Genomic DNA, 25,711 nt, shown 5'->3' with positions numbered 1-25,711 from the left:
AGGATTATGATTGGAGAGATGGCCATTATGGAAAAAATTTGGTTTGCTGAATACCAAAAAACAGGGATTCCAGAAACAGTAGAATTACCACCAGAAAATACTTCTCTAGTAGATATTTTTGAACGTAATTTCCAAAAATTCGGCTCGCGTGATGCCTTTATCTTTATGGATAAGGCCATGACTTTCAATGAATTGGAAGAGGCGAGTCGCAAATTTGCAACTTATTTACAAAGCTTGGGGTTGGCAAAAGGTTCACGTGTTGCAGTGATGATGCCAAACGTGCTTCAGTATCCGGTCGTGGCACTTGGGGTGTTCCGCGCAGGTTTGGTACTGGTCAACGTGAATCCACTCTATACATCACGTGAACTTGAGCATCAATTGAATGACTCAGGTGCTGAAGTTCTGGTGATCATTGAGAACTTTGCATCTGTTTACCAGGCGATTATCGGTAAAACACCAGTGAAGCATGTTGTAGTAGCTTCTGTCGGTGACATGCTGGGTGCCTTGAAAGGAACACTGGTAAATTTTGTACTGCGTTCTGTGCGCAAGCAGATTCCAGCATGGGATATTCCAGGCCACGTCAAGTTCAATACCGCTTTAAATAAAGTTAGTCCGAACAATTACAAGCGTCCTGAACTAGGCCTAAGCGATACGGCTGTACTGCAATATACGGGCGGTACCACAGGCGTATCTAAAGGTGCTGAGCTGACGCACCGTAACCTGGTCGCGAACCTGTTACAGTGTGACGGTATTTTCCAGAGTAAATTTGGTGCGCAAGATGGTCAGCCAGATGACCGTATTTTCTGTGCCTTGCCGCTTTATCATATCTTTGCGTTTATGGTGTGCGCACTGTATGGCATGTACAAAGGCCAAGCGAATGTCCTGATTCCGAACCCGCGTGATCTGCCGGCAGTGATGAAAGAATTACGTAAATACCAGCCGACTTTCTTCCCGGCAGTGAATACACTATTCAATGCGCTGGTAAACAATGAAGAGTTCAAACAGCTTGATCATAGCAAGTTAAAAATGGCAATGGGCGGTGGTATGGCGGTACTTCCTTCTACTGCAGCAGCATGGAAGAAAGTCACCGGAACCAATATTGTTGAAGGTTATGGCTTGTCTGAAACCTCTCCAGTCGCTACGGCAAACCCACCTGCATCTGAAGAATTTAGTGGCACCATTGGTATCCCGTTACCATCAACCGAAGTTGCTATTCTGGATGATGAAGGCAATGAAGTTCCATTGGGCGAGCAAGGTGAAATTTCAATCCGTGGTCCTCAGGTCATGAAAGGCTACTGGAACCGACCAGATGAAACTGACAAAGTGATGGTTAATGGCTTCTTCCGTACCGGTGATATCGGTGTGATGGATTCACGTGGTTATGTAAAAATCGTAGACCGTAAGAAAGACATGATTCTAGTTTCTGGTTTTAACGTTTATCCATCTGAGATTGAAGAAGTTTTGGCAACCCATCCAAAAGTGCTGGAAGTGGCTGCGATTGGCGTACCAGATGAAAAATCAGGCGAAGTGCCGAAACTGTTTGTGGTGAAAAAAGATCCATCTCTAACCACAGAAGAGGTTTTGGCATTTGCTAAAGAAAACCTCACCGGTTATAAACGTCCACGTTATGTCGAGTTTATGGATGAATTGCCAAAATCGAATGTAGGTAAAATCCTGCGCAAAGATTTACGTAAATCTGCCTAAATTCTGTAAGAAAAAAGCGCCGTCAGGCGCTTTTTTTAATTTGGACTTTTTATTTTTTCATTAACCAGCGGTCAAAATAAGGGCGGCCTACTCCGACTACTCCCAAGAAAATAAACATGGTACCGAACTGGCGGGTAAATCCGGTTTGATTAAAGCTGCCATAACTCAGAATATTATCTAGCAAGCAGTAAACCAGGGTTGCGATCAACCAGTGCCAGAGAGGCAGGCGCTTGATTCCTACAGCATAAAAAGAAATCCACAGAAGAGCAAAGGTGAAGATCGGTGACCAGATGTTCATATTGGCACAAATGACGGCGATCAGAAATGCCACAATCGGCAGCACAATTTTTAATACGCGATCCACTTGACGTTGATGCTGGCGTTGTTTCTCGAGGACATCGAACATTTCATTTTGATCAGGTGTGACCATAGTGAATCCTTAACAAGTAATAAAAAGCACTCTATTTAACAAAATTTATTCACGAAATGCCATGCTATGATAGGGATAAAATTTTATGAGAAAAAACAGATGCACAGCATTAGTGGGATTATTTATCTCATTTTAGCCGCTTGTCTTTTGCCATATGTATTCACATTGATTGCAAAAAAAACTGCAGGCTTTAGCGCCAAAGACAATCAGCATCCACGGGAATTTTTAGAAAAGTCTTCAGGACTGGCTAGTCGTGCCAATGCTGTCCAGCAGAACAGTTTTGAAAGTTTGCCACTCTTTATTGCTGCGATCTTGATGGCAGAATATATGGTGGTGCCCCAAGAGTTAGTCATGACGTTCGGTATTGCCTATCTGGTTTTTCGTATCTTGTACGGAATTTGCTATCTGGCCAACTGGGCAACTTTACGTTCTATTGTATGGTTGCTCTCGATGTTATGCCCGGTGGCTTTATTGCTGTTGATCATCAAGATCGTTTAAATCAGCAAGTCAGCGGACATATTTACAGTTCGAGATTTAAAGTCTAAAAATTTCTTTAAAACCCGTTATAATTGTCGCGGTTTTTTAAAAGATATAACTTGTTAAAGAGTGATGCTATGAGCTACAGCAATATCCCAGCGGGTAAAGATGCGCCAAACGATATCTATGTGATCATCGAAATTCCTGCAAATGCAGCACCAATCAAATACGAAATCGATAAAGATTCTGATGCGTTATTTGTAGACCGTTTTATGGGTACAGCAATGTTCTACCCAGCAAACTACGGTTATGTACCAAACACCCTGTCACTTGACGGTGACCCATTAGACGTACTGGTGGTAACTCCGCATCCGGTCGAACCAGGTTCTGTGATTCGTTGCCGTCCTGTGGGTAAGTTGAACATGGAAGATGACGGTGGTATTGATGCGAAACTGGTTGCAGTTCCACATGATAAACTGACGCCAATCTACAAAGATGTTCAGGAATATACGGATCTTCCTCCATTACTGATCAGCCAGATCGAACATTTCTTCCAGCACTACAAAGACCTTGAACCAGGTAAATGGGTTAAGCTTAGTGGTTGGGACGGGGCTGATGTTGCAAAACAGGAAGTCATGAGTTCAATTGAAGCTTATGCAGAAGCAAATAAATAATTGCTTTTTGTTCATTGGGCTTTAAATTTTTAAAGCTTGGTATAAAAAAACCTGCACATGATGCAGGTTTTTTTATGGCTTGAATTTCGCGTGAATTAGAATAATTTCACAGGAATGTCTAGCCAGATACGCCATTCGTTGGTGTCACCAATATAGCTAGATTGATAGTCATCACTCGCTCGGTAATAAGAGTGACGTAAGCGTAAGCTTGCATCTTTCAGGTGACCAGATTGAACGGTATATTTAACCTGGTTAAAAAATTCATGTTCCTGAGCATTGCTGGTGATTAATTCAGCGCGGTTATCCGGATTCGCAACATGGATATCCCAGCCATAAACAAAAGCCGTGGTCCAGTTTAAACCTGGAATGCCATGATTTTTGAAGTTATAGCTGTACTGTAGCTGAGCAGATTTTTCCTTATTGCCAATAAAGTCAGAAAGGTAAGAGTTTGGAAGATACATGCTCTGACCGCCATCAGCATTTTCACCATAATCGTAACCAACATTGCCTGAGTTTTGTTGGTAAGCCAGCATGATATTGTGCACGTCTTTGTTATAGGCACTTGAAACCGCCCAGATTGTATTATGACGGTCTGCCAGATCAGTCGTGGTCTGAGAGTAGGTATTGGCATCTTTGTCAAACTTAGTATGATATCCACTCAAATCTAAAGTTAAAGATGAATCATCCTTCAGGTCATGGGTAGAGTTGACACTCGCATAATGACGTTCCAGTTTATCTTTAACATCAACTCCATAATAAGAGGAGTTAAGGTGGTCATTGAAGTCGTATTTTGCACCCCAAACTACTGCACTTTTCAGATGACGGCCATCAGTACTAAGTTGATCTGAATATTGATCTTTGGTGAATTTACCTGCTGTAAGCTTCAGCTTGTCTATTTCGTTACTTGTGACCAGTACACCGGTAAAATACTCGGGAACCAGACGTGCGGTATTACTTGCGAGTACAGGAATATCAAGAACCTGAGTACCATAAGTAGCTGTCGTACTGGAAACACGAGCTTTCACATATGCCCCACCACGTGCCCAGGTACTATAAGGATCCACCCGGCCTTGGGCATCTTTGGCACCATTATTATGCAGGGGAATCATGTTATTCCCCGCGTGTGCATTTTTGCCTATCTTGAAAGATGCATCACCGATAATACCTGCACCAAAACCGACTACACCTTTAGTAAAGCCAGAGTCCAGTTTAACTATCGCCGTTTGAGCAGATGAGCGTGTATCCGCTACACCATTCTTTTTGTCACGGCTTAGAAAACCGGTGCGGAATAAAACCGTACCGTCAGCACCTTCAACAAAACCTTTAGCTTCAGCTTGTTCATTGGCATACACAGATGACACCAAAGCAGCTTGAATCATAACGATCAATGTTAATTTTTTTATATTTTGCATTGGGAGATGACCTTATACAAACTAGTAGAGAATTTTTAAGAATTGTATAAGAATTGATGGAAAAAATGTCATTTTTTATTGCAGATCTTCTATTAAAGTCTAATTTTTTTAACTCAAATTAAAAAATAGCGAAACTTAACGAAGATGGATTTATAACCATTTGGTAAAAAATTAATATAAACAAAAACCTGTTAGAAGGTAAAACTTATCTTTTTAAGAATGCAAAATAAGAAGAAATAACTTTTACACTGAATAATGTGTAAAAAATATGATCAAAAAATATGCACGATTTTTTGGCATAAATTTTGATCCTTTTAAAAACAGAATCAAAATAGGGCAAGTTGTAAATAATTATGTATAAGCCTTAAAAAACAAAGGAATGGTGCTTAAATCTTTTGAGTCAAGAAATCACCTAGCACATACTTTTTAGAATAATTTAAATTTTAATTTAAAAACAGAAACTTATGTATTAATCATTTTGTAGGTTTCATTGTTTCGAGTGTCCTTTATCCAGATTGGCATAGCTCTTGCAGTTTCGAGCTTGAGTTTAATCAATGACCATAAAAAACGTCTCAGACGATCTGGGGGAGTCACACAATGAAATCAACATTAAAAGTATTATCTCTTGCTTTATTGGGCGCTGCATCTTCTTTTACTTTTGCTGAGGAACCGGCTGCTGAACATACGGTATCTGGAAATATCAGCGTACTTTCAAGCTATAACCTGCGTGGTATTACCAATACGCCAGAAAATAAGGGCGCTACTTTACAGGGGGGGCTGGACTACAATCATGCTTCTGGTTTCTATGCAGGGTGGTGGGGTTCGACATTAGACTATGGTGATGATTTGCCCAATGCCTTTGAAAATGATTTTTATGCGGGCTATAACGGTTCAATCAATGAAGACTGGGATTATACAGCGGGTTTAACTTATTATTATTATTATGATATTGGCAATACAGGATCAAATGGTTTTGAAACCATGCTGGGTCTGACGTACAAAGATTTTGGTATGACTGCTCAAACATTACTGGAAGATCTTGATTGGGGTAATGCAGGGGATACCTATCTAAAAGGCACCTATAGCTATGCACTGCCAAAAGATTTTAGTCTGGATACTGCACTTGGCCTATATATTTATGCCAAAGATGGCGACATAAAAGGAACAGAAAACAGTTTCGGTTTCCGTCATTTCGATATCGGTCTAAGCAAGCCACTTGCTGATACAGGCATCACCGCCAGCATGAATTATATTTTTGGTGGTTATAACCGTTTTGAAGATAAACAGAAAAATAAAGTGGTATTAGGACTAGGCTACAGCTTCTAATCTTTGGTGTTTAAAAAAGGCGATCTCAGGTCGCCTTTTTTAATGTTCTAAATCTGCTGCTGCCCGCGATAAGATAAAGCCTCAGACAGATGCTGGCTTTGGATATCGGGACTTTGATGCAAATCGGCAATGGTACGTGCGACACGCAAGACCCGATGATAACCTCGGGCTGACAAATTTAATTTTTGCTGCGCCAGTTCAAGCATATTCTGAGCAGACTGATCTAATGCGGCATACTGCTCTAGCTGCTTCGGACTCAGACTCATATTCAAGGTGTTTTGCCGTTGCATCTGAATTTCATAAGCGGCAATGACGCGTTGTCTGACCGTTTCCGAGTTTTCTGTAGGTCTATTGTCCTGTAACTCATGCGCCTGTAATGGAGGTACATCAATATGCAAATCAATCCGGTCCAGCAGGGGACCGGAGATCCGGTTCTGATAACGCTTAATACTTTCAGGCGAACATTGACAGCGGATATCCTGATTAAAGGCATACCCACATGGGCATGGATTCATGGCAGCCACCAACTGGAAATTGGCGGGAAAAGTAATCTGGCGTGATGCCCGGGAAATGACAATTTCCTTTGCCTCCAAAGGCTGCCGTAAGACTTCCAGAACTTTGCGGTCGAATTCAGGCAGTTCGTCCAGAAATAAAACCCCTAAATGCGCCAGGGTAATTTCTCCTGGCTTGGGATGTGAACCACCACCGACCAGTGCCACTGCAGAAGCAGTATGATGCGGAGCCCGAAACGGGCGTTGCCCAAAAGGATGATTGGCATTCGCCACTGAATAGATACTGGCGACTTCCAGATTTTCCTGGGTCTTTAAAGGCGGTAAAATACTGGCCAATCGGGAGGCCAGCAAAGTCTTGCCTGTTCCAGGCGGACCACGAAACAGCAGGGAATGACCACCTGCTGCAGCAATTTCTAAAGCACGTCGTGGTCGTAATTGTCCTTTTACATCCGCAAGATCAAACTTATAAAAATGGTCTGTAGCAAGTGAACCGGATTCTATCTGCTGCAAGGGCTGTGTCTGGGAAAGATGTTCACACACCTCTTTCAGATGATTGGCTGCGAAGACTTTAAAATCAGGGAGCTGACAGGCTTCTTGGGCATTTGGGCCAGGCAGGATCAGTTGATGCTGATCACTCTGACAGGCAATCGCAATACTCAGGGTTCCACTGACCGGACGTAATTGACCATCAAGGGCCAATTCTCCAATAAATTCAAGATGCTCGGTGCAATCTTCTGGGAGCTGGCCTGAAGCCACTAAAATGCCTAAAGCAATCGGTAAGTCCAGACGTGAGCCATCTTTTGGCAGATCTGCTGGCGCCAGATTAATGGTGAGACGTTTAGTGGGGAATTGAAAGCCGCTATTCAAAATAGCCGACCGTACCCGGTCTTTACTTTCCCGTACTGCTGCTTCTGGAAGCCCCACAATAGTGAGTGAAGGCATGCCCGAACTGACATGAACCTCGACTTCTATTAAAGGTGCATGCAGGCCAAGCAAGCCTCGCGTATAAATTTTGGCAAAAGACATTATTGTTGTTCCAATTTGGTGCGTTATTTTTATAAGTCTGGTGTCTTTTGTGCACTGTACTTGTGCTTATTTTTTGTTCGAAATTTTTTCTTCTAGTGCCTCAACCTGTTTGAGTAATTCATCCAGACGATAATTGGCTTTATTTAGGGCAGTGCGTTGACGTTCAATTTCTTCTTTAGACACCAGATCCATTTTAGCCACAGCTTCATTTAACAGGGCACGGAGATTATGTTCCAAATCTTTCTTAGGTTGTTCGACTTGCTGCATAATTGCTTGTAATAAGGTTTCAATCATCGTCTGATCCATTGCCATAGAAAGGAGCGCACAGTTTAGCATTGCTAAAATGCAGACTATAGTATTTCAGATAAAATATAGACTTATTCGGGCAGAGATATTGTAAAAATCCACATAAAAAATGTCTATTTTTTGAAGATTCAAGGACTTTATAAGTATAAAATAAGGTATAAATAGACCACATGCCGAGCTTTCTAATTTCCCCCGACCTTAGGGATCTTGGCATGAAATTTGAACGTAAAACCTTACTGGTGAAATAAGCCGAAGGAAAACAAACATGAAGCTCGTAACTGCAATTGTAAAACCTTTTAAATTAGATGATGTGCGCGAAGCATTGTCTGAAATTGGTGTTCAAGGCATCACTGTAACTGAAGTGAAAGGCTTTGGTCGTCAAAAAGGCCATACTGAACTCTATCGTGGTGCTGAATACGTTGTAGATTTCCTACCGAAAGTCAAAATTGAAATTGCAATCAGCGATGACATGGTTGACTCAGTAATTGAATCTATCACCCGTGTGGCTAGCACTGGAAAAATCGGTGACGGAAAAATTTTCGTAACTAACTTGGAACAAGTCATCCGTATTCGTACAGGTGAAACAGGGGCAGACGCTGTCTAACTTGGCACGAAGTTTGCTGAGTACCTAATAACTCACAAAAACTTGGTTGGGGGATACGATGAAAAAAATGCTACTCGCGTTCGGCATGGCCGGCGCTCTTTTTGGTGGTTCTGTTGCATGGGCTGAAGAAGCTGCAACAGCAACAACACCAACAGAAGAAATTGTGCTTGTTGAAGAAGCAGGCGATACAACACTAAATACAACAGAGACTACAGCAGTCATTGCTGAAGCAGCGCCAGTCGAAGCCGTAATACCTGCAGAAGAAGAACCAACGCTAGATACTGGTGATACCGCCTGGATTTTAACCTCGACCGCTCTGGTTTTATTGATGACCATTCCTGGTTTGGCGCTATTTTATGGCGGTATGGTCCGCAAGAAAAATGTCCTGGCGACCATGGCACATAGCTTTGTTGCTGCTACAGTGGTCAGTATTGCCTGGGTCATCATTGGTTATACCCTCGCTTTCGGGGAAGGTAATGCCTTTATAGGTAGCCTGGATAAATTCATGTTAGCGGGAATCACCACAGAAGCACTCTCGGGCACGATTCCTGAAATCCTATTCGTGATTTTCCAAATGACTTTTGCCATTATTACGGTTGCCATCATTAGCGGTTCGATTGCAGAACGTATGAAATTTGGTGCTTTCGTTGCTTTCATCGCACTTTGGGTGGTGATTGTCTATGCCCCAATTACCCACTGGGTGTGGGGTGGCGGCTGGTTAGGTAACGATGGCGCGCTTGATTTTGCCGGTGGTACAGTCGTACATATCAACTCGGGTGTTGCTGGTCTGGTAGCGGCATATATGCTGGGCAAACGTATGGGCTTGGGCCGTGAATCTATGGCACCACATAACCTGACCCTTACAGTGATCGGTGCATCTTTACTCTGGGTAGGCTGGTTCGGTTTCAATGGTGGTTCTGCATTAGGTGCAAACGGTTCTGCAGGCTATGCCTTGATCGTGACTCAAGTGGCAGCAGCGGCGGCAGCTATCTCTTGGTTAATTACTGAAAAACTGGTGCGTGGTAAAGCTTCCGTACTGGGTGGCGTATCAGGTGCAGTTGCAGGTCTGGTCGTAATTACTCCTGCTGCAGGTTTTGTGACCGTAGGTGGTGCGCTGGCGATGGGTCTGATCGGTGGTGTGGTGTGTTTCTGGGGGATTACTGCACTGAAACGCGCATTGAAAGCCGATGATTCTTTAGATGCCTTTGGCTTGCATGGTGTAGGTGGTATTGTAGGTGCGATTTTAACAGCCTTCTTTGCCAGCGAATTCATCATGGGTGACAATGCCCCTGCCAATGTCATGCATCAGCTTTGGGTGCAAGTGGAAGGTGTGTTGGCGACAATTGCTTACTCTGCGATCATGACCTTCATTATCCTCAAAGTCATCGACTTGATCATTGGAATCCGTGTGACATCTGATGATGAGCGTATGGGGCTGGATTTGAGCCAACATGGCGAACGTGTCGAATAATAATAACTACCTCATAATCAATATATAGTGTAAAACAGCCCGAATGGGCTGTTTTTTTTCTATATGTTGCGTAAAGCTCTACAAAGTTTGTAATTTTTGCTACACTCGGAAATCATCTGGATTTGCTCAATTAAACCGCTATGCATTGCCCATTTTGCAATACTGCAGACAGTAAAGTGATTGATTCACGCCTGGCAGCTGAAGGCTGTCAGATTCGTCGTCGTCGTGAATGTGTCAGTTGTAATGAACGCTTCACTACCTTTGAAAGTTATGAAGTGGTGATGCCACGTGTCATCAAGTCAGATGGCAAGAATGAGCCTTTCGATGAAGCCAAACTACGTCGCTCCCTGATGCATGCCTTGCAAAAACGCCCGGTGACCCAGGAACAGATTGAAACCGTGCTAAGTGATATCCAGCTACAGATTCGCCGTCTGGGTGAGCGTGACGTGAAATCACGTACCATCGGTGAAATCGTGATGCAGTCTTTATTTGCTCTGGATCATGTTGCCTATGTACGTTTCGCTTCGGTTTATCAGGATTTTCAGGATGTCGAAGCTTTTCGTCATCAGATTGAACAGATGCAACAACGAGAATTACACGAATAAACATGGCTGAATTGAATCAAGATCGAGTCTGGATGCAGCGTGCCATTGAATTGGCTCGTCAAGGGCAATATTCCACCAAACCGAATCCGAATGTCGGCTGTGTCATTGTTAAAGATGGCATCGTGATTGGTGAAGGCTTTCATCCCCAAGCCGGCCAGCCACATGCTGAAGTCTTTGCGCTGCGTCAGGCGGGTGGACAGGCACGTGGTGCAACCGCTTATGTGACTTTAGAACCTTGTGCGCATTATGGCCGAACACCGCCTTGTGCCAAAGGCTTAGTTGAGGCAGGCGTGGCAAAAGTTATTGTTGCCTGTCCTGATCCCAATCCGCTGGTAGCCGGCAAGGGCGTACAGATCCTGAAAGATGCGGGCATTGAGGTAGATGTTGGCATCTGTGAGGATGAAGCGCATCAGCTGAATCAAGGTTTCCTGAAGGCTATGGCAACCGGCCAACCTTATGTACGTTTAAAAATTGCTTCAAGCCTGGATGGCCGTACCGCGATGGCATCGGGTGAATCAAAATGGATTACTGGTGCAGCAGCGCGTCAGGATGTACAGCACTGGCGTGCGATTTCAGGCGCGGTGATTACCGGGATTGATACGGTCCTTGCGGATGACTGTGAACTGAATGTGCGTCAACTGGATGGCGTTGAAGATATCAAGACCGTGGTGCAACCGAAACGGATTATTCTGGACCGTCAGGGGCGTTTACCACTCAACGCAAAAATTTTAGCGCAAGCCGACACCGTAATGGTGATGGGGCCTTTTCGTCAAGAACTAGCTGATCTGGGTGTGCTACACTTGCCTGTACAAACCTTACAAGAATTATTGATGCTGTTGGTTCAACAGCATCAGATTTATGATGTGCTGGTGGAAGCAGGGGCGACCTTATCTACCGTATTTTTACAAGAACACTTGGTTGATGAACTGATTAGTTACGTTGCGCCGACCCTATTGGGGCAGTCTGCACGTACTATGTTCAATGCAGAATTCAGCCGTATGGCCGAACAACTCCGATTTAAGCTGCGCGATGTGACTCGCTTGGGTGATGACGTGCGCTTCAGGCTAATTCCTTTTCAAGAGACACTATGAGTTCAGAGCCTACGGTTTATCATAAACGTCGCCATGCGGCGCGTACCACCGATGAATATCTTTTCCATCAACTGGTTCCTTATCTGGGCAATAAGCGCCGTTTACTGCATTTGATTCTGGAAGCTCTGGAGAGTACAGGAACCCTGAAACGTAGCGATGGTCGTGCGCCAATCTTTGCTGATTTTTTTGCCGGTTCAGGTGTGGTTTCACGTTTGGCCCGTCAGAATGGTTATCGCGTCATTGCCAATGACTGGGAACCGTATAGCCATGCGTTGAATCATGCGGTACTGGCCTGTACGGAAGCACCGGCATTTAAAGAGTTGGGTGGCTATCAGAAAGCCATTGACTACCTGAACCGTTTGCCTGAAGTCAAAGGCTGGGTCACGCACAACCTCTGTCCACGTAATGATGAAATCTATGATCCAGCCCGTGACCGTTTGTTCTTCAAACGCCGTAACGGCATGCGTATTGATGCGATTCGCCAGCAGATTGCCGCCTGGCAGGCCCAAGGTGCAATTGATGATGTGGAAATGTCTGCCTTGCTGGCCCCTTTGCTGTATTCAGCCAGTTTTGTCAGCAATACGTCTGGTGTTTTCAAAAGCTTCCACCATGGCTGGGGCGGGAAAACCCAAACTGCGCTGGAACGGATTGAATCATTGCTGTGGCTGACCCCAAGCCGTTTTTGCGAGTCGGATCAGAAAAAGGGAATGGCCGCAGAAATGTGGTGTGTCGATGCCCAGCATCTGGCCAACCAGATGAGCGGCTTTGAAGTGGATGTGGCCTATCTGGATCCGCCATATAATCAGCATGCGTATAGCAGTAATTATCATGTGTTGAATGCATTGACCTTATGGGATCAGGTCGATTTGCCAACCCCGGACACCAAAGGCTTTAAGAGCGGAATTGACCGGGCATGGCGTAAAGAGCGTCCGAGCCAGTACAACTCTTCTAAATATGCCAAAGAAGCCTACGAGAGCCTGCTGGACACCATCAACGCGCGCTTTATTCTGACCAGTTATTCAACCGACGGGAATATCAGCGCCACCGATTTATTACAGGCCAACCTGAAACGTGGCCGGGTCAGCTTGCTGACCCAAGATGTACCGCGTTATCGTGTTAGTAAACAGCGTCAGTCCGAACGTGCCCGGGTACTGGAATTTATTGTGATTACGGATACGCATGCCAAGTCCGGTCCGCCAATCCGCCAGTTACTCAGCCAGTTGCATCATTATGCAGAATTGGGCGGTGTGGATACGACCGGCGTTAGTACCCAGCTGGCTCTCTGGTAAAAGAAATTTAAAGGAAATAAAAATGTTTACAGGTATTATCGAAAGCCTCGGCAAAGTCGAAAGTCTGCAAAGCGTTGGCGGTGATGTACGTTTGCGGATCCAGACCGATCTGGACATGTCCGATGTACATCTGGGTGATTCTATTGCGACCAACGGTATTTGCCTTACAGTCATTGACTGGGGCAAGAACTGGTATGCGGCTGATGTTTCCCGTGAAAGCCTGAACCGGACTACACTGGGTAACTGGAAAGCAGGCCAGCCTGTCAATGTCGAAAAAGCCATGTTGCCGACCACACGTTTTGGCGGTCATATTGTGTCAGGTCATGTGGATGCAGTCGGCGAAATCACGCTGGTTCGTGAAGACGCCCGCTCGATTTATTATGAAGTGACGGCACCGGCCGAAATTGCCAAATACCTGGCAGAAAAAGGCTCGGTTACAGTCGATGGCATCAGTCTGACGATTAATCATTTGCGTGGCAGTGTCATTAGTCTCAACCTGATTCCGCATACAGCGGAGCGGACCAATATCGGTACCTGGAAGGTGGGAACCAAGGTCAACCTGGAAGTTGATGTACTGGCACGTTATATCGAACGTTTATTGCTGGGTGATAAAGCAGCTGAAACCACTGAACAATCGAAAATCAGCATGGATTTTCTAGCTGAAAACGGTTTCTTAAAATAAGAAAAATGTTGATTTACTGAACAGTCTGATTGAAAAATTAGACTGTTTTTTTATTTTTCGGGATAATCAGCAGTTCAACTTGCAAATATTGCCTGGGTGGACGGGTCGAATGCTCGATTTTTTACTTAACTTGGAACAGTCATTGCCGCTATTGCTCGATCAATACGGGGTATGGATTTATGCAATTCTGTTTCTGGTGATTTTTGCAGAAACCGGTTCTGTATTCTTCTTTTTTCTGCCGGGTGACAGCTTGTTACTGGCTGTGGGAGCGTTATGCGCCAGCAGTGATATCGTGACCTTGCATTCCATGGGGCTGTTGCTATTTACTGCTACAGTGCTGGGTTATAGCGTGAATTATTACACTGGGAAAGTTCTTGGTTTAAAATATTTCAATCAGCATTCACGTTTTTTTAAGCCAGAATATATGGTGAAAACCAATCACTATTTTATGAAACATGGTGGTAAAACTATCGTTATTGCGCGTTTTATTCCCTTTGTTCGCTCATTTGGCCCTTTTGCTGCAGGATCCGCCCATATGAGTTTTGCCACATTCAGCTTCTATAATATTGTGGGGGGTATACTCTGGATTGGCACTTTATTAAGTATTGGTTATCTGCTCGGAAATGCCGCTTTTATGCTGGCCGACTTTTTCTAGGATAAAACTAAAAAAGCCCGAATGTTCGGGCTTTTTATGTGAAAGGATGATCTAACTATTGCTTGGTTGATCAGAAAATTCAGAGTTTTGAATGATATACTCAATTTCTTCTTTGGCTGCAGCACGCATTTTCTCTCTAAGTGCATTGACTGTTTGTTCAATCACCGCTTCTGCCTCAAGTTCCAGGCGTAAACGCACACTTTCTAATTCGGATAAAATGTTCTGATCCTCAATCTGGATGCGGCCTTTGGCAAAGTCAAAAGTATGCTCAGGGTTTTTCTGAAAGCGGTCAACATAGTGCTGCACTTCAGTCTTTAGCTGCATATTAATTTCAGCAAGCATTTGGGTCTGTTCGCTCAATTTTCGCTGTTCTTCAAGACGTAACTGTTCTTGATAGGCCTGTTCCTCGGCACGCTTTTCGGCCAAAGCTTTTTCGAGTGCAAGCTGTTTGCGAATACGGGCTTCTTCAATCAATTCGGCCTTGCGCTGCGCATAGGCTGCTTCAATCTTGCGTTCAGATTCCTGCTGCAAGCGCTGCTCACGACTCTGCCATTCTTCCAAAGACGTTTCAGGTTTTAAAATATCGCAGATACGAGAGAGGTCATCGATAAAGGTCTGACGTACAGCTTCCGGCACATTTAACCAGCGCTGTTTAAAATCGGGACCTACATTTAATGCCACGTGCCTCTCCTTATGAATAATATCGGTTAAAGCTTATGGGTGTTTGGCTCAATGCCTAAACGACGATACTGTTTGAATTTTTCACGGCCCTGCTGTTTAGCCGTTTCTTGGTTTTCAATAATCTCAATAATGTGACTAAATTTCGCGTAAGGTTCAAGTGCTTCCGGATTAAAATTGAAAATAATCCAGTCAGACTCTTCAGGTAGCCTTGCCGAAATACAGACAGTGGCCTGAGGCTGGTCAATGCCATGGGGAATAAAACTGCCTGGATCAAAGCTCCACAGGCGTTCATCCAGCTGTTGCTGCAATTCGGCATTAGCACACAGTAACCAGATCCGCGCCGGCTGGCGCAGAATCTTGCGGCATAAACGGCAAGCGCTATCCACTTGCCGTTCAGGGCTTTTCTCAAATAAATAAAAGCTGACCTTAGCCATTCGATTGAACGCGGTTGGCCAGGAATTGCATTAATAATGGGACAGGACGGCCGGTTGCGCCTTTATTGGTACCTGAGTTCCATGCCGTGCCTGCAACATCCAGATGTGCCCAGCGATATTCACGGGTAAAACGTTGTAAGAAGCAGGCAGCAGTCACAGAACCGGCTTTTGGACCACCGATATTGCCAATATCTGCAAATGGTGAGTCAAGCTGTTCCTGATAGTCTTCCAGTACCGGCATACGCCATACCCGGTCAAACGAATCTTGGCCGGCAGTTTCCAGCTCTGCTGCCAGTTTATCATCTGGTGTGAACATACCGGTTAGCACTGAACCTAAAGCGACCACACAAGCACCAGTTAAAGTTGCAATATCAATCACTAAAGCAGGATTGAAACGTTTTACATAAGTCAGGGTGTCGCATAGCACCAGACGGCCTTCGGCATCGGTATTCAGGATTTCGACGGTCTGACCACTCATTGTGGTCACGATATCGCCAGGACGGGTGGCTTTGCCTGAAGGCATATTCTCTGCTGCAGCAATGGTACCTATGACATGCAATGGTAAGCGGGACTCACACAATGCACGCATCGTGCCGAGCACAGAGGCTGCACCGCACATGTCGTATTTCATTTCGTCCATGCCTGCGCCTGGTTTGAGAGAAATACCGCCGGTATCAAACGTAATGCCTTTACCTACCAGCACAACCGGTGCTTCGCTACGCTCTGACTGATACTCTATGCTGATAATACGGCCCGGACGCTCTGAACCCTTACTCACTGCAAGGAAGGCACCCATGCCTAAATCTGCCATCTGCTGTTCGTCCAGCACCGTGACTTTAAGCAGGTCTGGATATTCAGCGGCCAAAGCCACCGCCTGTTCTGCAAGATATTCAGGGAAACAGATATTGCCTGGACGGTTACCCAGGTCACGTGCCAGGTTTTGTCCGTTCTGCACCGCTTGTACCAGTTGCAACTGTTCGGTAGTTAATATGCTATGGGTGGCAATCAGGTCGATCTGCTCAAGTACAAATTCATTTTTCTTGGATTTGTATTCATCATAACCATAGCTGGCCTGAGTTAGAAACAGGGCAAACAGATAATGGAATTCTTGTGGAAGCTGGTTCAGGTCTACAGAAATCTGTTTGAATTTTTTTTGAGTGGCCTGAATAATAGTCTGTGCGATTTTTGCAAGTTTGGCCGGTTGCAGTTCAGCAACTTTGCCCAAGCCGATCAGTGCAGCATGGCTAGACTGACTGACCTGACCAATCAGGCTCAGGCTTTCAGCCAATGCTGCCTTGAATTGAGAGGCTTCAATTAATGTGTCTAAATTATTGATTTGATAGGTTGCTGTTGTATTCTGAAGCTGTTCTGAGTCAACTAAAATCAACAAAGATTGACTTGATCCATTCTCTGGGAATGACGTATTAATTGTAAGTTTCATATTCTGTTTTCACGCCTGTCTAGATTGGTAAATCATTCAGTCATTGAAACATTTATCTGAATAGATTTTCAATGGGCTGAGCGGCTTAGGTTTTATATTTTTGCTATTCGGGTAAACTAGCACCCGTTTTATAGACCTTATTTTGGAAGAATTAATTTGATTATTCGGCGTTATCTGGTCAAGCAAGTTATCTCGACATCCTTGGTGGTGATTGCCTTATTGACTTTGATCATGATGGGTGGTCGACTGATCAAGTATTTTGGGGTCGCTGCACAAGGCCGTCTGGATGCAGGCATTCTATTTAGCATTATTGGCTACCGGCTGCCTGAATTCTTGACCCTGATTCTTCCACTCGGTTTCTTTATTGGACTGATGCTGGTTTTTGGCCGTTTATATGTCGATCATGAAATGGCCGTCCTGAATGGTAGTGGTGTCAGCCGGCATCAACTGGCGCGCTTGCTAGTGCCGATGACCCTGGTATTTTTGATTGCTCAGGCGGGACTCATGCTCTGGGCTGCACCTTGGGGAATACGCCAGTTTGAAGCCCTGACCACCAGTCAGGCGGTACGTACCGGTTTTGATCTGGTACGACCCAAAGAATTTATCTCTTCCGGACCCTATACCATTTATGCGGGTGACCTGTCTGAAGACCGTAAAAACTTAAAAGATATATTCTTCTATCAGCGCGCGCAAAAAGAAGGCAAGCCGGATGTGATGATTCTGGCACAGGAAGCGACCCGAATCGAAATACCAAATGATGCTGCCAATGTGGTAGATCTGGTCCAAGGGCGCCGTTATGAGATTTATCCGGGTACGCCGCAGTATACTCAAGCTGAATTTGAAAGTTATCGTCTGCGCCTGGAAAGTAATGAAGAAGTAGAGTTTGCCAGTACTGATGTTGAAGCCTTGCCGACTTCGCAATTATGGAAGAACCGTCAGGATCCTGTGGTGGCTAGTGAACTGGGCTGGCGGGTGTTTGTGCCTTTTGCCATTCTGATTGCCCTGATCCTGGCTGTAGCCTTGTCTGAGGTAAGTCCACGACAGGGTCGTTATCTTAAGTTATTTCCTGCCCTCATGATCTTTGCCAGTCTGATTGTGGCCCTGATGGCAGTAAAGACCCGGATCAGTAAACAGGAAATGGGAATCTGGGCCTATCCATTGATCCTGATTGCCTATGCAATTGCAGGTGCCTTGTTCTCACGTAAACAGAAATTGGGTCCGAAAATCAAGAAACAGATTCAGCGAGTGAGGTCTTAACAATGTTGGCACGTCGTATAGTTGCAAAACATGTGACCCAAACCACTGCGCTGGCCATGCTGGGTGCAACCGCGGTATTGGCGGGTTTACAGGTTTTATTCACTTATCTGGGTGAGCTGGGCTCACTCAAAGAAGGCTATGGCGCCTGGGATGCCTTGAAATATGTACTCTGGGAAGCGCCGAAATATTTGTATGAAATCCTGCCGATTTCTGCATTGATTGGTGCAGTATTGGGATTGGGCACATTAGCTTCGAATAGTGAGCTGATCGTGATGCGTTCGGTGGGTGTAAGCTTATGGCGTATAGTCGGCTGGGTCATCCGTTCAGCCCTGTTGCTGGTGGTGTTGTCTTTTGCCTTAAGTGAGTGGGTGATTCCGTATACCACTGAACAGGCTAAAAGCGTCAAGAGTGCCAGTAAAGCCGCTCAACTCGGTGAAGTCCGTGGTTACTGGACCCGCGAAGGTCAGCGCTTTATTTATATCGATTATGCCAACTCCAAAGGTCAGCTGAAAAATGTGCAGATGCTGGATTTCGATGACAATTACCGTTTACGTGGCACTTTAGAGGCTAAAGAGGGTGAGTTTGTCAAAGATGGAGCCTGGAAATTAAACAGTACCGAACAGTTTGATATTTTAAAAGATGGCAATGCGACTCTGGTGCAACATGCTGAACAGCCACTGGCTCTAGCCTTGCAACCGAAATATGTGCATATGGTGACGATTGATCCAGAAGATTTATCGCCAAGCCAGCTAGTGAGCTTTATGAGCTATATGCATGAATACAGCCAAGTGCCTAAAACCTATCAGTTGGCCTTCTGGCAGAAAGTCGGTTCCCCATTTGCCCTGATCGCTTTGGTCGTGATTGCCTGTTCGTTTATTTTCGGGCCGTTGCGTCAACAATCCATGGGTTTCCGTCTGGTGATCGCCTTATTTGCCGGACTGGGTTTCTTCTATCTGCAGGATTTCCTCGGTTATGCCAGTCTGATTTATGCACCCTCACCAGCCTGGTTCGTATTTATTCCCATTCTGATCATGTTTGGTATCGGAGGATATCTGCTGCATCGGGCACGCTAAATCACAGGGAAATAGAACAAATCAATCATCATGAGAGGCCTAAACCATACCCGGGTCATGGCCTCTTTTTATAAACTTCGCTAAAATAGAGCGATTAATTCGTAGACGAACAGAGTATTTCATTATGACGGATGCAACTGCTGGCAAAATCCCTCACGTTTTGGTGATTATGGATGGTGTGGGTCATCGCGAAGCGGTCGAAGACAATGCGTTTTTAGCAGCTAAACGACCAAATTTAACTGCAATGCAGAACAAGCATCCACATGGTTTGATCTCGGGTTCAGGTGAAGATGTTGGCCTGCCGGATGGCCAGATGGGTAACTCGGAAGTCGGACATATGAACCTCGGGGCAGGCCGTGTGCTGTATCAGGACTTTACCCGAATTACCAAAGACATTCGTACAGGTGACTTCTTTGAACATGAAGTGCTGGTCGATGCAGTAGAGAAAGCCAAAGCTGCAGGTGGGGCAGTACATTTGCTTGGCCTTTTGTCTGAAGGCGGTGTGCACTCACATGAAGATCATATCGTGGCGATGGCAGAGCTCGCACTGAAACGCGGTGCCAAAGTCTATTTACATGCATTTTTAGATGGTCGTGATACACCGCCTAAAAGCGCACAGCCATCTTTAGAAAAGCTTGATGCCTTATTTGCGCAATATCCAGGTCAAGGTCGTATTGCAACCATGATCGGCCGTTATTTTGCCATGGACCGTGATAACCGTTGGGATCGTGTTGAGCAGGCCTATCGTCTGCTGACTGAAGGTGAAGCGGCTCGTACGGCTGCCACTGCAGTCGAAGGTCTGGAACAGGCCTATGCAGCTGGTGAGTCGGATGAGTTTGTCAAAGCCACGCGTATTGGCGAGCTGGCAAAAATTCAGGATGGCGATAGCGTGGTGTTCATGAACTTCCGTGCTGACCGTGCCCGTGAATTGACCCGCGCATTTGTGGAAAAAGACTTTGCCGGTTTTGAACGTAAAGTGGTGCCAAATCTGGCGAAGTTTGTCATGCTGACGCGTTATCAAGCCACGATTGATGCACCTGTGGCGTATATGCCTGAAGCATTGGTCAATTCGATTGGCGAATACCTGTCAAACCTGGGCAAAACCCAGCTGCGTATCGCGGAAACAGAAAAGTATGCGCATGTGACTTTCTTCTTCAGTGGTGGTCGTGAAGACGAATATCCGGGTGAGAAACGTATCCTGATTCCATCGCCAAACGTAGCCACTTATGACCTTAAACCGGAAATGAGTGCTTATGAAGTTACCGATGAACTGGTTGCTGCGATCAATTCAGGTGAATTTGACCTGCTGGTGGTGAACTATGCCAATGGGGATATGGTCGGCCATACTGGCGTATTCGATGCTGCGGTAAAAGCAGTTGAAGCGGTTGATACCTGTCTCGGTCGGGTTTACGAAGCCGTGATGGCGCAAAAAGGTCATATGATTGTGACAGCCGATCATGGTAACGTTGAGCAGATGCAGGACTACCACAGTGGTCAGGTACATACCCAGCATACAACTGAATTGGTTCCGTTTATTTATGTCGGCCCAACTCAGGCCACAATCATGGAAGGTGGGGTACTGGCAGATGTCGCACCGACTTTATTAAGCCTGATGCAAGTTCCGGTGCCGGCTGAAATGCAGGGTCGTAACCTGATTCAGCTTGATGCATAATCTTTAATAAAATTCTGAAAAGGTAAAAGAATGACAAGAACACGCTGGAAGTCTGTCGTAATACCATGCTTACTGATGTGTTTGAGTCATTCAGCCTGGAGTGCCGGCTCCGACGAGCCGGCATTCGATGATATGGAAATGGATGGACAGGTGTATTCGGAAATTCCTGTGGCTTCCATTCAGGAATTCGTGCAAATTTATGGCATTGTAAAAGACAATTATATTCAAGATAAAAATGACGATGCCTTGTTTCAGCAGGCCATTCAGGGCTTGGTCAGTGGCTTGGACCGCTATTCCCGTTATTTGTCTCCTGAAGATTATAAACAGCTGCGTGAATATACCGAAGGAGAGCTGGCCAGCATTGATTTTGACCTGCAGTTTGATCCACGACTGAAGCAATGGGTGATTCGAGGTCTGAGTGACGACGCCGATTCAGCCAAACAGGGTCTGCGAAATGGTGTCACTGTTTATAAAATTGACGATCAGGTATTAAGCAGCCTGAATCAGGCGCAGGTCCGGCAGTTACTCAGTGGAGCAGTCGGCTCTACGCTCACGGTTCAGCTTTCTCCCCAAAGTCCGGCCTTTCGTCTGGTACGCAATACCAAACTGGATACCGAAATTAAATCGAGCTTGCACAATAATCAGGTCCTGGTTTTACAGGTTAAAGTTTTTCAGCAAGATACTGCCAATGAAATCAAACGTCTGATTGAAAGTTATTCGGATAAACGCTTAAAAGCCGTATTATTTGATCTGCGCAATAACCCGGGGGGCTTACTCTCTGCAGCAGTAGAATCTGCCGATTTATTTTTGAATCAGGGCGTGATTGTATCGACCAAAAGCCGGGCTGAAGGTAACCAGCAATTTCAGGCCTTGCCGAGTTTTGAGTTTCAGAATCTGAAAGTTGGGGTTCTGATTAATAACCGCTCGGCTTCTGCAGCAGAAGTCTTTACTGCCGCCTTAAAAGAGCATAACCGTGCTTGGGTAGTGGGTGAAAAAAGCTATGGCAAAGGGGTGGTACAAAAACTCTTTCCTTTAAGCAACGGTTCGGCTCTACAGATGACCGTATCGCAGTACTTTAGCCCGAGCGGACAGATGATTGAAGGGCGGGGAATACAGCCGCATTTCAATTATCCATTCAAGCAGGAGATGCGTGAGGAGAGCTATCTGGACCATGTCACAGACTTGCTGCTCCAGCAAAAATAATTATTCGTCTTCTTCAGTATCGAGTCCGAACTTTTTTAAACGATAGCGCAGGGAACGGAACGACATGCCGAGTTTCTTGGCGGCCAGTGTCCGGTTCCAGTGGGTCATATTCAGCGCGTTAAGCAAAATTTCTTTTTCCACCTTTTCCAGATATAGCTCCAATCCTTCTTCAGGCAGCTTTCTAGGGGCAATCAGGGTTTCGGTCGCAATGATCTCGCTCGTAAGTGTATTTATCTCCTGAGAGCTGTTTAGTGCCTGGCGTAGGGGCGCACTTTGCAGATGCTGAAGATCAATCCGTTCTTCATCACTCAAGGTAATTGCACGTTCCATAATATTACGCAATTCACGTACATTACCGGGGTAATATTGCCCCAATAAAAACTCTTTACTGCGTTCAGTCAGTTTTTTATTGGGAATTCCCCATTCCTGGCAAATTTTCTGAATAAAGTGTTCAGCCAGTAACAGAATATCTTGGCCGCGTTCACGCAGCGGCGGTAAAGTCAGATCCATGACATGAATACGGAAATATAAATCCTGACGGAATTTCCCTTGTTGCACTAAGGCTTCCAGATCCTGATGGGTGGCACTGATCACGCGGAAATCCACATCAATTTCGGTATCTGAACCGAGTGGACGAATACGTTTTTCCTGTACGGCACGTAACAGTTTGACCTGCATGGAAAGTGGCAGTTCTGCAATTTCATCCAGAAACAGGCTGCCACCATGTGCAGATTGAATCAGGCCCTGTTTGTCCTGCGCAGCGCCGGTAAAGCTGCCTTTTTTATGTCCAAACAGTTCGCTTTCCATCAGTTCAGTCGGAATGGCACCACAGTTGATTGCAATAAAAGGCCCTTCATTACGGTTGCTCAGGCGGTGGACCAGATTGGCTACCACTTCCTTGCCAGTGCCGGATTCACCTGTGATAAAAACCGGCGCCTGGGATCGGGCAATTTTTTGTAAGGTAATACGTAATTGCTGAATCGGCAGGGATTGTCCAATCAGCATTTTATGTTCGAGCGCTTCATTCGGATTATTATGCGAATAATCTACCGGTTTATTCAGGGCCTTTTGGAGTAGCTGTTCCAGGTGTTTCTGGTTAACCGGTTTACTGACAAAATCAAAAGCCCCTGCTTTAAGTGCAGCAATGGCGATTTCCATGTTGCCATAGGCAGTCAGGACCGCAACCGGAACTGCGGGATAGAGCTTACCAATCCAGTCCACTAATTCCAGGCCATTGCCATCGGGCAGGTTCAGGTCAGTCAGACAGGCATCATATTGATGATTGGCAAGATATTTTTTAGCATCTTCTAGTCGATGGGTAATGTGGGTACGAATTCCCATACGCAGTAGTGACATTTGCATGAGGGTACATAAATCCTCCTCATCATCCACCAAGAGTACTAGTGGTTGTTGTTCCCCATTCATCTTCCTTGACCCCTTTATAGCGTGATACGTTGACAGCTGATGCGAAAGCATGCGCCCTGTTCTTGTTGTATATAGTTTAATTGTGCCTGATTTGCTTCACAAAAACTATGTGATAAATACAGTCCTAATCCGGTACCGCTAATTGAAGTGCTAAAAAAGGGTTTAAACAGTAAGGCCTGGTCATGTACAGCCACGCCCGAGCCAAAATCCCGTATGTCAATCCAGACCCGATGTTCATAGGGATGCACATTCAGCTGAATATAGGCTGCATCTGCTGCATTGTGGCGAATGGCATTACGAATCAGGTTAATCAGGATTTGCCGGAACTGTGCTTCATCAAACTGAATCATGAGGGGGATATCAATATTAAATTGAATCTGATCGCGAATATCAGCCAGATCTTCCTGGATAAATAACGGGATAAATTCATTAAGATGAATCGGCACCGGATGGGTTTCTTTATTTTTGACCATATTCAGTGTGTCCTGAATAATCCGGTCAATCCGGGTGGCCTGTCGGCCAATCATCTGCTGGAGTAGCTGTTGCTGTTCAGTTTCCGAGTCCAGATATAAATCATTGGCCTGCACAATGGCTGCCAGGGGATTGCGAATTTCATGCGCAATACTGGCAGAGAGCTGACCTAAAGCAGCAAGTTTGAGCTGTTGCACTTGCTGATTCAGCTTTTTGGCATCCTGCAACACAAGCAGCATGAGGGTCTGGTGCGGTACAATCAGCTTTTGTACCTGCACATGAATGTTATAGCGACTTTGCTGGGAATCAAACTGAAAACGCTCACCATTTTCCAGCGTTTCAAACTGGATCAGTTCAAATAAATCAGGTTGTGAGTGGTATAAGGTGAACTTTTCATGGCCATATTTCGATTCAATTCCCAGAAGATTGCAGGCGGCAGGATTGCTGAGTACCACATGATAGTTTTCATCCAGTACCAGATAGCCGGTTTCGATCTGTTCCAGAATATAGCGGTTGATATTCTGTAAGCGATACAGTTCTAGAGATTGAGAAAAGTTTAGATTTTCCAGAATCTGAAAACGGCGTACGGCAATTTGTCCGGTGCCATAAACCATAAAGAATAAAAAAGCCAGTAAGGCACTATTACTGATATTACTCAGCGAAGAAAATGCAAAAATGCTGCCGATAAAATGCTGGTAAATTACGCTGATAACCGCAACCAGCGTGACCACCAAGGCTTTTTTTGCATCCAACAATAAGGATGCAGAAAAGATGGTGATTACAAACAGCAGTCCGATCTGCAAATTAGGACCATCACTGGCCAAGGTCAGCAAACTTAAAATGCAGACATCGCTAAAGAAAATCATGATCAGCTGCGGCTGGATCAGATGTCTGATCCATTTCAATGCAAACAGCTGTACAGTATTGATCGCTACCCCGATTCCCAGCGCATAATAATACAGCTGAGGATATTGGTAATCTATATTTACTTCGGGATAGGTCAGCAGAAAAATCAGCAGCAGACCGGTACTGATCAGCAGGCGATAAGCGCTATACCAGATACCTAGATGATATTGATTCAGTTCAGCATAGTTTTTTTGTTGTGCCATATGCACCATGATTCACCAAAGGCTAAGGTTTAATCAGCCCATAGCGCATGGCCAGATGAGTCAGTTTGACATCACTATCAATATTCAGTTTTTCAAAAATACGGTAACGATAGGTATTCACGGTTTTAACGCTGACAAAGAGTTTGTCGGCAATTTCCTGGGCGCTGATACAGTTCACCACCATCATGGCCACTTGCATTTCCCGTTCTGAAAGTGCATCAAAAGGCGACTGCTGTGTATCGGAAAGGTAAGAACTGGCGAGCTGCTCGGCAATGTCGGCACTAAAATATTTGCCGCCTTGCATGACTTTATTAATCGCCCGTACCATTTCCGTAATGGGTGCTCCCTTGGTGATATAGCCTTTGGCACCTGCTTTAAGAAGTAAAGAGGGATAAGGTTCTTCTGCCAGGCCACTGACCGCTAGTACTTTGGTTTCAGGCGCCGTCTGTAGCAGGCGGCGCGTAGTTTCTACGCCGCCAATACCCGGCATGTTGACATCTAATAGCACTACATTCGGATGATGTTGACGAACCAGAGAGATTGCTTCTTCACCAGATTCAGCCTGGCCAATTACCTGAACCTCCGCATGGTCTTCCAGCATTCTGCAAATTCCAGTACGTACTAATTCATGGTCGTCCACAACTAAAACTGTGATCACCTATACTCTCCCTCTATTAAAAA

25 protein-coding genes are annotated in these 25,711 nt (G+C 45.2%); 15 read left to right on the top strand and 10 right to left on the bottom strand.

Annotated elements, in window-relative coordinates; translation table 11 throughout:
* The first annotated feature begins 27 nt into the window (after nucleotides 1-27).
* Nucleotides 28-1,704 carry an AMP-binding protein gene (locus AY605_RS01305; protein WP_064095170.1) on the top strand — a complete coding sequence of 559 codons (1,677 nt, stop codon included), beginning with the start codon at nucleotides 28-30 and terminating at the stop codon, nucleotides 1,702-1,704.
* A gap of 49 nt (nucleotides 1,705-1,753) precedes the next feature.
* Here AY605_RS01305 and AY605_RS01300 read toward each other — a convergent pair whose 3' ends face one another.
* On the bottom strand, nucleotides 1,754-2,134 hold the full coding sequence (locus tag AY605_RS01300) for a hypothetical protein (protein ID WP_064094680.1): 381 nt from the start codon (nucleotides 2,132-2,134) through the stop codon (nucleotides 1,754-1,756).
* Nucleotides 2,135-2,233: 99 nt separating this feature from the next.
* On the opposite strand from AY605_RS01300, the gene AY605_RS01295 reads away from it, so the two are divergent.
* The gene (locus AY605_RS01295; RefSeq protein WP_064094679.1) at nucleotides 2,234-2,632 is read left to right on the top strand and encodes an MAPEG family protein; all 399 of its coding nucleotides are present in this window, start codon (nucleotides 2,234-2,236) and stop codon (nucleotides 2,630-2,632) included.
* A gap of 116 nt (nucleotides 2,633-2,748) precedes the next feature.
* On the top strand, nucleotides 2,749-3,285 hold the full coding sequence (gene ppa / locus AY605_RS01290) for an inorganic diphosphatase (protein ID WP_064094678.1): 537 nt from the start codon (nucleotides 2,749-2,751) through the stop codon (nucleotides 3,283-3,285).
* A gap of 95 nt (nucleotides 3,286-3,380) precedes the next feature.
* Here ppa and AY605_RS01285 read toward each other — a convergent pair whose 3' ends face one another.
* Complete coding sequence (locus AY605_RS01285) at nucleotides 3,381-4,697, bottom strand: OprD family outer membrane porin (RefSeq protein WP_064094677.1); 1,317 nt, start codon at nucleotides 4,695-4,697, stop codon at nucleotides 3,381-3,383.
* Nucleotides 4,698-5,294: 597 nt separating this feature from the next.
* Between AY605_RS01285 and AY605_RS01280 the strand changes: the two genes are divergently transcribed.
* Nucleotides 5,295-6,023 (top strand): TorF family putative porin, encoded by a 729-nt coding sequence (locus AY605_RS01280; RefSeq protein ID WP_064094676.1) that lies wholly within the window; start codon nucleotides 5,295-5,297, stop codon nucleotides 6,021-6,023.
* Between the two features lie 47 nt (nucleotides 6,024-6,070).
* Here AY605_RS01280 and AY605_RS01275 read toward each other — a convergent pair whose 3' ends face one another.
* The gene (locus AY605_RS01275; protein WP_064094675.1) at nucleotides 6,071-7,561 is read right to left on the bottom strand and encodes a YifB family Mg chelatase-like AAA ATPase; all 1,491 of its coding nucleotides are present in this window, start codon (nucleotides 7,559-7,561) and stop codon (nucleotides 6,071-6,073) included.
* 66 nt (nucleotides 7,562-7,627) lie between these two features.
* Nucleotides 7,628-7,855: an accessory factor UbiK family protein gene (locus AY605_RS01270; RefSeq protein WP_064095169.1), complete on the bottom strand. Its 228-nt coding sequence runs from the start codon at nucleotides 7,853-7,855 to the stop codon at nucleotides 7,628-7,630.
* Between the two features lie 277 nt (nucleotides 7,856-8,132).
* On the opposite strand from AY605_RS01270, the gene glnK reads away from it, so the two are divergent.
* From glnK to AY605_RS01235, 7 genes are all read left to right on the top strand, one after another.
* The gene (gene glnK / locus AY605_RS01265) at nucleotides 8,133-8,471 is read left to right on the top strand and encodes a P-II family nitrogen regulator (protein WP_005094485.1); all 339 of its coding nucleotides are present in this window, start codon (nucleotides 8,133-8,135) and stop codon (nucleotides 8,469-8,471) included.
* 58 nt (nucleotides 8,472-8,529) lie between these two features.
* On the top strand, nucleotides 8,530-9,942 hold the full coding sequence (locus AY605_RS01260; protein ID WP_064094674.1) for an ammonium transporter: 1,413 nt from the start codon (nucleotides 8,530-8,532) through the stop codon (nucleotides 9,940-9,942).
* A 140-nt stretch (nucleotides 9,943-10,082) separates the two neighbouring features.
* Complete coding sequence (gene nrdR, locus AY605_RS01255; protein ID WP_064094673.1) at nucleotides 10,083-10,547, top strand: transcriptional regulator NrdR; 465 nt, start codon at nucleotides 10,083-10,085, stop codon at nucleotides 10,545-10,547.
* 2 nt (nucleotides 10,548-10,549) lie between these two features.
* Nucleotides 10,550-11,638 (top strand): bifunctional diaminohydroxyphosphoribosylaminopyrimidine deaminase/5-amino-6-(5-phosphoribosylamino)uracil reductase RibD, encoded by a 1,089-nt coding sequence (gene ribD, locus AY605_RS01250; RefSeq protein WP_064094672.1) that lies wholly within the window; start codon nucleotides 10,550-10,552, stop codon nucleotides 11,636-11,638.
* A complete protein-coding gene (locus AY605_RS01245; RefSeq protein ID WP_064094671.1) occupies nucleotides 11,635-12,927 on the top strand; it encodes a DNA adenine methylase in 1,293 nt (430 codons plus the stop codon). Before ribD ends, AY605_RS01245 begins: the two co-directional genes overlap by 4 nt.
* 22 nt (nucleotides 12,928-12,949) lie before the next feature.
* Complete coding sequence (locus tag AY605_RS01240) at nucleotides 12,950-13,609, top strand: riboflavin synthase (protein ID WP_064094670.1); 660 nt, start codon at nucleotides 12,950-12,952, stop codon at nucleotides 13,607-13,609.
* A gap of 109 nt (nucleotides 13,610-13,718) precedes the next feature.
* Complete coding sequence (locus tag AY605_RS01235; RefSeq protein ID WP_064094669.1) at nucleotides 13,719-14,264, top strand: VTT domain-containing protein; 546 nt, start codon at nucleotides 13,719-13,721, stop codon at nucleotides 14,262-14,264.
* A gap of 51 nt (nucleotides 14,265-14,315) precedes the next feature.
* Here the strand turns inward: AY605_RS01235 and AY605_RS01230 are convergent, their stop codons facing one another.
* Genes AY605_RS01230 through AY605_RS01220 form a run of 3 tightly spaced genes read right to left on the bottom strand, consistent with a single transcriptional unit; the run spans nucleotide 14,316 to nucleotide 16,820 of the window.
* Nucleotides 14,316-14,945, bottom strand: coding sequence for a hypothetical protein (locus tag AY605_RS01230; protein WP_064094668.1), 630 nt, complete (start codon nucleotides 14,943-14,945; stop codon nucleotides 14,316-14,318).
* A gap of 26 nt (nucleotides 14,946-14,971) precedes the next feature.
* Nucleotides 14,972-15,379: a DNA polymerase III subunit chi gene (locus tag AY605_RS01225; RefSeq protein ID WP_064094667.1), complete on the bottom strand. Its 408-nt coding sequence runs from the start codon at nucleotides 15,377-15,379 to the stop codon at nucleotides 14,972-14,974.
* Complete coding sequence (locus AY605_RS01220) at nucleotides 15,372-16,820, bottom strand: leucyl aminopeptidase (protein WP_064094666.1); 1,449 nt, start codon at nucleotides 16,818-16,820, stop codon at nucleotides 15,372-15,374. The genes AY605_RS01225 and AY605_RS01220 overlap by 8 nt, the downstream gene beginning before the upstream one ends.
* A gap of 156 nt (nucleotides 16,821-16,976) precedes the next feature.
* Between AY605_RS01220 and lptF the strand changes: the two genes are divergently transcribed.
* The 4 genes from lptF to AY605_RS01200 all read left to right on the top strand — a co-directional run bounded on the left by lptF (nucleotide 16,977) and on the right by AY605_RS01200 (nucleotide 22,025).
* Nucleotides 16,977-18,077: an LPS export ABC transporter permease LptF gene (lptF, locus tag AY605_RS01215; protein ID WP_064094665.1), complete on the top strand. Its 1,101-nt coding sequence runs from the start codon at nucleotides 16,977-16,979 to the stop codon at nucleotides 18,075-18,077.
* A 2-nt stretch (nucleotides 18,078-18,079) separates the two neighbouring features.
* Complete coding sequence (gene lptG, locus AY605_RS01210; protein WP_064094664.1) at nucleotides 18,080-19,150, top strand: LPS export ABC transporter permease LptG; 1,071 nt, start codon at nucleotides 18,080-18,082, stop codon at nucleotides 19,148-19,150.
* 124 nt (nucleotides 19,151-19,274) lie between these two features.
* Entirely contained in the window at nucleotides 19,275-20,822 is a 1,548-nt protein-coding gene (gene gpmI, locus AY605_RS01205) for a 2,3-bisphosphoglycerate-independent phosphoglycerate mutase (RefSeq protein ID WP_064094663.1), read from the top strand.
* 30 nt (nucleotides 20,823-20,852) lie between these two features.
* Entirely contained in the window at nucleotides 20,853-22,025 is a 1,173-nt protein-coding gene (locus AY605_RS01200; RefSeq protein ID WP_064094662.1) for a S41 family peptidase, read from the top strand.
* Here AY605_RS01200 and AY605_RS01195 read toward each other — a convergent pair whose 3' ends face one another.
* The 3 genes from AY605_RS01195 to AY605_RS01185 are packed head-to-tail and all read right to left on the bottom strand — an operon-like array spanning nucleotide 22,026 to nucleotide 25,688.
* On the bottom strand, nucleotides 22,026-23,450 hold the full coding sequence (locus AY605_RS01195; RefSeq protein ID WP_064094661.1) for a sigma-54-dependent transcriptional regulator: 1,425 nt from the start codon (nucleotides 23,448-23,450) through the stop codon (nucleotides 22,026-22,028).
* 14 nt (nucleotides 23,451-23,464) lie between these two features.
* A complete protein-coding gene (locus AY605_RS01190) occupies nucleotides 23,465-25,030 on the bottom strand; it encodes a sensor histidine kinase (protein ID WP_064095168.1) in 1,566 nt (521 codons plus the stop codon).
* A 22-nt stretch (nucleotides 25,031-25,052) separates the two neighbouring features.
* Entirely contained in the window at nucleotides 25,053-25,688 is a 636-nt protein-coding gene (locus tag AY605_RS01185) for a response regulator (RefSeq protein WP_064094660.1), read from the bottom strand.
* Between the last annotated feature and the right edge of the window lie 23 nt (nucleotides 25,689-25,711).

This window comes from Acinetobacter sp. SFD, from assembly GCF_001647575.1.
Lineage (GTDB): Bacteria > Pseudomonadota > Gammaproteobacteria > Pseudomonadales > Moraxellaceae > Acinetobacter > Acinetobacter pecorum.
Note: the sequence above shows the minus strand (reverse complement) of the source record. Positions and strands in the feature narration are given on the sequence as shown.